The sequence below is a fragment of the Rhodococcus sp. P4_E4 genome, from assembly GCF_056401575.1.
The window spans coordinates 1-5,543 of sequence record NZ_JBFUJB010000050.1 but is presented as its reverse complement, the minus strand read 5'-3'; the positions used below and the strand labels follow the sequence as shown (position 1 = coordinate 5,543).

Genomic DNA, 5,543 nt, shown 5'->3' with positions numbered 1-5,543 from the left:
CATGATGACGTAGTCGACTTGTTCGGGGGCGACTCCGGACTTGTCGAGGGCGCCTTTGATGGCGATGCCGCCGAGGTCGGACCCGGAGAGGTCTTTCAACGATCCGAGGAGTCGACCCATCGGGGTACGAGCTCCCGCAACAATCACAGAACTGGTCACGATTTCCTCCGGCTGCAAAAGAGACATAGTCGTCGGTTCCGTGCGGCCTAAGAGCCAAGTCACATCCCGACGTGTACTCCTCAAACGGTAGCGCTACCGTGAAAGGTATGACACAGACCTCCCCCAGTTCTGCACTCGCACCTTTGTCGTCCGACCTCGTCGTCGCGATCGATCACGTCGGAATCGCGGTGCCCGATCTCGACGCGGCAATCGCGTGGTACACGCAGCACCTGGGCATGGTGTCGACCCACGAGGAAATCAACGAATCGCAGGGCGTGCGCGAAGCCATGCTCTCCGTCGTCGGCTCCCCCGCCGGATCCACTGCCGTTCAGCTGCTCGCACCACTGGACGAGAACTCGACCATCGCCAAGTTCATCGACCGAAGCGGCCCCGGATTGCAGCAGCTCGCCTACCGGGTCACCGACATCGACGCCATCTCCGCCGAGCTTCGCGAGCGCGGCGTTCGGTTGCTGTACGACGCTCCCCGGCGCGGTACGGCCAACTCGCGCATCAACTTCATTCACCCGAAGGACGCCGGCGGCGTCCTGGTGGAACTGGTCGAACCCGACGCGAGCCACTAGCAGACCCGACTCCAGCTCGTATGCCAGGTAGATTGTCGCCATGGCATACGAGCAGGACCGCGGTTCGATCCAACTTCCGTTCCAGATCGCACGGAAGGGATACGACCGCGACGAGGTACGTAACTACTTCGAGCGATTCGACGCGGAGCTGCGAGTTACCGCGGCCGATCGTGATGCTGCCGCTGCGCAGGCCCGTGACCTTGCCAAGCAGCTCGACGATGCACGCGACGACATCGACGACCTCCGCAAGGACGTCGACCGCCTCTCGGTACCGCCCACCACTGCGGAGGGCATGAGCGATCGCATCAGCCGCATGCTGCGCCTTGCCTCCGACGAGGCTTCGGAGGTGCGCGCGAAGGCCGAGGCCGACGCAGCCGAGATGACCTCCATCGCCGAACAGGACGGCGCCCGACTGCGCGGACACTACGAGTCGCTGATCGCCGAACTCGAGGACCGTCGCAATGCGATGGAAACCATGCACGAGCAGACCATGGCGCAGGCCCGTACCGAAGCCGCCCGGATCGTCGAAGCCGCACAGGCCGAGCGGGATCGCCTGGCTGCCGAGTCCGAGGCCAAGCGCACTCAGATCCGCGAAGACTTCGACATCTCGATGTCCGAGCGTCGCGCCAAGGTCGTCGCCGCCGTCAACGACCTGGAGTCGTCGAGCAAGGCAGAGGCCGAGCGTCGACTCTCCGATGCGTCGCACGAGGCTCAGCGCAGGCTGCAGGCCGCCACCGATCAGTCCGAGCGCAAGATCGCTCACGCGAAGGAACTGACCGAAGAACTGCGTGTTCTCCGTGGTCGAATTCTGGCTCAGCTCTTGGGCATTCGGGGACAACTCGATTCGGTTCCGGCCATGCTCGCATCGGTCAACCGGGAGAGCGAACTCCTCGATGCACCGCCCGCTCCGGTCATCGTCGAAGCCGAGGAAGATCTCGAGATCGAAGACAAGAAGGCCGACTCCGATCCGGTCGACTCAGAACCGAGTATCGACGAAGACGATGTGCTCGAGGACTCGGACGAGACCAACACCGCCGAGATCGACACCCGCGCCGTCGAGCAGCGAGCCCAGTCCCGGAACTGATCGACGCTCAGGACCACCGTCTGGTCAGGCTGCGAGTTCCGCGGCCTGACCAGCATCCGGTGTGCCAGTGTCGACGTTCGTTCGCGCCGCCCGGTTCCGAAGGCCACGTCACCACATGGGCGACACCGGGCCTGATGTCGTGATCACAACCGGGGCAGCGATAGAACTTCGTCGCGTTGGAGCCGGGTATCGGCCTCACCATGTACATTTCACCGCCCGGCCCTGGCTCCTCCCGGACCAGCGCCCCGCCGAACAACACACCACTGGGTGACTGCGATTCCGCGCTCGAATCCCGAGCACGCCGAGTATCCGTTCGACGGGATTGCTTCGGCGAAGGTTTGCGGCGCGGCATGGTTCGAGTCTAAACAGCGTCAGAAAAGTCGGAACTCGGTGCTTTCGGTACCACGCAAGGCCTCGTAGTCCAAGACCAGGCAACGGATCCCACGGTCGTTGGCCAAAGTCTTTGCCTGCGGCTTGATCTGTTGCGCTGCAAAAACTCCCGTAACCGGCGCGAGCAGAGGATCGCGGTTGAGCAACTCCAGGTACCGCGTCAACTGCTCGACGCCGTCGATCTCGCCGCGGCGCTTGATCTCCACCGCCACCGATGCACCGTCCGCGTCACGGACCAGAAGGTCGACCGGCCCGATGGCCGTCATGTACTCGCGCCGCACCAACGTGTAGCCGGGGCCGAGTGTCTCGACATGCTCCGCCAGAAGTTCTTGAAGGTGTGCCTCGACACCGTCCTTGATCAATCCCGGATCGAGACCGAGTTCATACGACGAATCGTGCTCGACCTCTTCGAGAGTGATCCGAAGCTCCTCGCCCGCCTTGTTGGTGACGACCCACAAGATGTCGTCGCTGTCGCCGGTGGTCTCAACCAACCAGCACGGCGGACTCATCCAGTTCAGCGGCTTGTACGCCCGGTCATCGGCATGAATGCTGACCGAACCGTCGGCCTTCACCAACAGCAGTCGTCTTGCGGTAGGGAGGTGGGAGGTCAGGCGTCCCACATAATCGACACGGCAACGAGCAATAACTAGGCGCACCGGACCACCCTAAGCGATCATTACGACTACTCTCGACACACTATGCAGCGAAGCCGTGTCCCGAGTGCGCCCCTGGGGTCGTGGCTGCTCGGATCCACCGACGAAAGCCCCAGGCGCCGCCGAATCCGCGTCCAGGCACTACTCACCGCCCCTCTCCTGGTCACCAACCTGATCGGAGCGGTGCTGGCGATCGTGCTCGTCGGATTCGTGGTTCCCGGACCCGAGATCATCCACCCCGAATTCGCGTGGATCAACTTTATTGCCGTACCCGTCTTCATCGGGTGTGTCTTTCTCATCGGACTTCTGTGGGGCACCAAACGCCTCATGAGGGATCTCCGGTGGGCCACCGAGGATCATCGGCCAACCGAGCAGAATCAACGCGCGGCGTTGCGCGGGCCGTGGCGGCTGACCCGAGTGCAAGCCGTCCTGTGGACGGCCGCGCTCATCACCTTCACGACCATGTACGGAATCGTCGACCCCGACACCATTCCGAAAGTTCTGTTCACTGTGGCTTTCAGCGGTATCACCACCTGTGCTTTCTGCTACCTGCTCAGCGAGTTCGCACTCCGCCCGATTGCTGCGCGTGCACTCGAATCCGGAGCGCCCCGCAAGGCTGCCGTTCTCGGACTGACCGGCCGGACGATCCTCGTCTGGCTGCTCGGAAGCGGGGTCCCCGTCACCGGCTTGATGCTCGTAGCGGTCTTCAGCTTCATCCGACCTGCTTCGTGGCAAGCCCTCGCGACCGCGATCCTCGTCATCGGCGGGATCACTCTGTGCGTCGGACTCGGGCTGACGTACATCAACATCCGATCAGCCGCGGCCCCCATTCGGTCCGTACGCCGAGGCATGGAGCAAGTCACCCGTGGCGACCTCACCGCGTCCGTCGTCGTGTACGACGGGACCGAACTGGGACTGCTGCAGACCGGCTTCAATCGCATGGCCGAGGGCCTGCGCGAGCGCGAGAGGATTCGCGACCTCTTCGGGCGCCACGTCGGACACGAGGTTGCCGCAAACGCGGTTCGCCGAAACCCGGAACTCGGCGGTGAAGAACGCGACGTTGCCGTTCTCTTCGTCGACGTCATCGGCTCGACCACGATCGCGGCAACCAACTCCCCTACCGCGGTGGTCGCTCTACTCAACCGATTCTTCGACGTCATCGTCGACGAGGTAGATGCACACGGCGGATTCGTCAACAAGTTCGAAGGCGACGCGGCGCTGGCAATTTTCGGAGCGCCGACGACACTCGACGATCACGCCGGCAGTGCACTCGCCGCCGCCCGCAAGATTCAGCAGCGCCTGCGTGCCGAAGTTCCGGAAGTGAGCGCGGGTATCGGCGTCGCTGCGGGAATTGCTGTTGCCGGAAACGTCGGTGCGCGAGAAAGATTCGAGTACACCGTCATCGGTGATCCCGTCAACGAAGCAGCGCGACTGTCCGAGGTCGCCAAGACGGTTCCGGGTAACCTCGCCGCATCCGGACGGGCTGTGGCCGCCGCTGACAGCGCCGAAGCCGCACAGTGGTCGATCACCGAGAACATCACCCTTCGTGGCCGCCTCGAACAGACCGAGCTCGCGATTCCCTGCGACGCCTTGGAGTCCGAGTCCACCCCGGCAGACTCTGTGCCCGTTCAGCCCTGATCTCACCGCCCACCTTGAGCGAACGGCACGTTCGGTCGATCCAATGCGATGAACGCCACGTTCGCTCGATGACTTTCCCGCTTCTCGACGGTCTATATCGAAACAGCGGAAATCCGACGATGCCGGGGAGATGGGTACGACTATGAAACTGACGACATTTACCATCGTCACTCTCGACGGGGTGATGCAAGGCCTCGGTGGGCCGGACGAAGATCGACGCGGCGGATTCGAACGTGGCGGATGGTCCGCGCCACTGGTGGACACAGAAGCCATGTCTTACCTTGTCCAGGTCTACCAGCGCGCCGACGCCTTCCTGTTCGGTCGGCGGACTTACGAAATCTTCGCCGGCTATTGGGGCGCGTTCGAGAATCCAGAGGTCAACCCGATCGCAAGCGCCTTGAATACGCGGCCCAAGTATCTTGCCTCGACAACGGTCACCGATCCGCAATGGAAGAACACCACGGCCCTTACAGATGACACCGCCGCAGCGATCGGCGAACTGAAAGCCAGACCCGGCGGCGAGCTTCAGGTGCACGGCAGTGGCGAATTGTGCCGCTGGCTTCTCGCGAACGATCTCGTCGACGAGATGATCCTGCTGATCGTTCCGGTGGTCGTAGGCCAGGGCACGCGACTGTTTCCCGACACCGGACCGGATATCGCACTCGAACTGGCCGAATCGCGAGCCACACCAAAGGGCGTGACGATCCAGCGGTATCTGCCCACTGGTCGGCCGAAGTATGCAACTGCCACCGCCGACGGCATCGACTGATCAGGGCAAAGCGCCCGTCGTCCTCAGTCGTGCGTCCGCCCCTAATGGTGTGAACGGTACGTTCGGTCGATCTGAGGCGACGAAAGTACCGTTCGCTCGGAGAGTGCGGGGTGGGTTTGGGGGGTGTTTTGGGTACGAGAAAGCCCCCCAACCATCACTGGTTGGGGGGCTTCTCAAGTTGTGTTCGGCGGTGTCCTACTCTCCCACACCCTGTCGAGTGCAGTACCATCGGCGCTGAAGGGCTTAGCTTCCGGGTTCGGAATGGGACC

7 protein-coding genes and 1 rRNA gene are annotated in these 5,543 nt (G+C 63.0%); 4 read left to right on the top strand and 4 right to left on the bottom strand.

Going from position 1 to position 5,543, the window contains the following annotated elements; translation table 11 throughout:
• The coding region (locus AC1DVN_RS30735) for a thiolase family protein (protein WP_477994812.1) at positions 1–159 on the bottom strand (159 nt) is incomplete at its 3' end.
• Between the two features lie 107 nt (positions 160–266).
• Here AC1DVN_RS30735 and mce point away from each other — a divergent pair.
• Together mce and AC1DVN_RS30725 are read left to right on the top strand one after the other, a co-directional pair.
• A complete protein-coding gene (gene mce / locus AC1DVN_RS30730) occupies positions 267–740 on the top strand; it encodes a methylmalonyl-CoA epimerase (RefSeq protein WP_020723660.1) in 474 nt (157 codons plus the stop codon).
• Positions 741–780: 40 nt separating this feature from the next.
• Positions 781–1,824, top strand: a complete 1,044-nt coding sequence (locus tag AC1DVN_RS30725) for a hypothetical protein (protein WP_019749164.1) — start codon at positions 781–783, stop codon at positions 1,822–1,824.
• A gap of 7 nt (positions 1,825–1,831) precedes the next feature.
• Here the strand turns inward: AC1DVN_RS30725 and AC1DVN_RS30720 are convergent, their stop codons facing one another.
• The gene (locus tag AC1DVN_RS30720; protein WP_020908287.1) at positions 1,832–2,176 is read right to left on the bottom strand and encodes a hypothetical protein; all 345 of its coding nucleotides are present in this window, start codon (positions 2,174–2,176) and stop codon (positions 1,832–1,834) included.
• A gap of 19 nt (positions 2,177–2,195) precedes the next feature.
• Positions 2,196–2,870, bottom strand: a complete 675-nt coding sequence (gene nucS, locus AC1DVN_RS30715; RefSeq protein ID WP_003945160.1) for an endonuclease NucS — start codon at positions 2,868–2,870, stop codon at positions 2,196–2,198.
• A gap of 42 nt (positions 2,871–2,912) precedes the next feature.
• On the opposite strand from nucS, the gene AC1DVN_RS30710 reads away from it, so the two are divergent.
• Together AC1DVN_RS30710 and AC1DVN_RS30705 are read left to right on the top strand one after the other, a co-directional pair.
• A complete protein-coding gene (locus AC1DVN_RS30710) occupies positions 2,913–4,505 on the top strand; it encodes an adenylate/guanylate cyclase domain-containing protein (protein ID WP_047888228.1) in 1,593 nt (530 codons plus the stop codon).
• A gap of 142 nt (positions 4,506–4,647) precedes the next feature.
• The gene (locus AC1DVN_RS30705) at positions 4,648–5,274 is read left to right on the top strand and encodes a dihydrofolate reductase family protein (RefSeq protein WP_134999919.1); all 627 of its coding nucleotides are present in this window, start codon (positions 4,648–4,650) and stop codon (positions 5,272–5,274) included.
• 182 nt (positions 5,275–5,456) lie between these two features.
• Here AC1DVN_RS30705 and rrf read toward each other — a convergent pair.
• Positions 5,457–5,543: ribosomal RNA gene (gene rrf / locus AC1DVN_RS30700) — 5S ribosomal RNA — on the bottom strand; the annotation flags it as partial.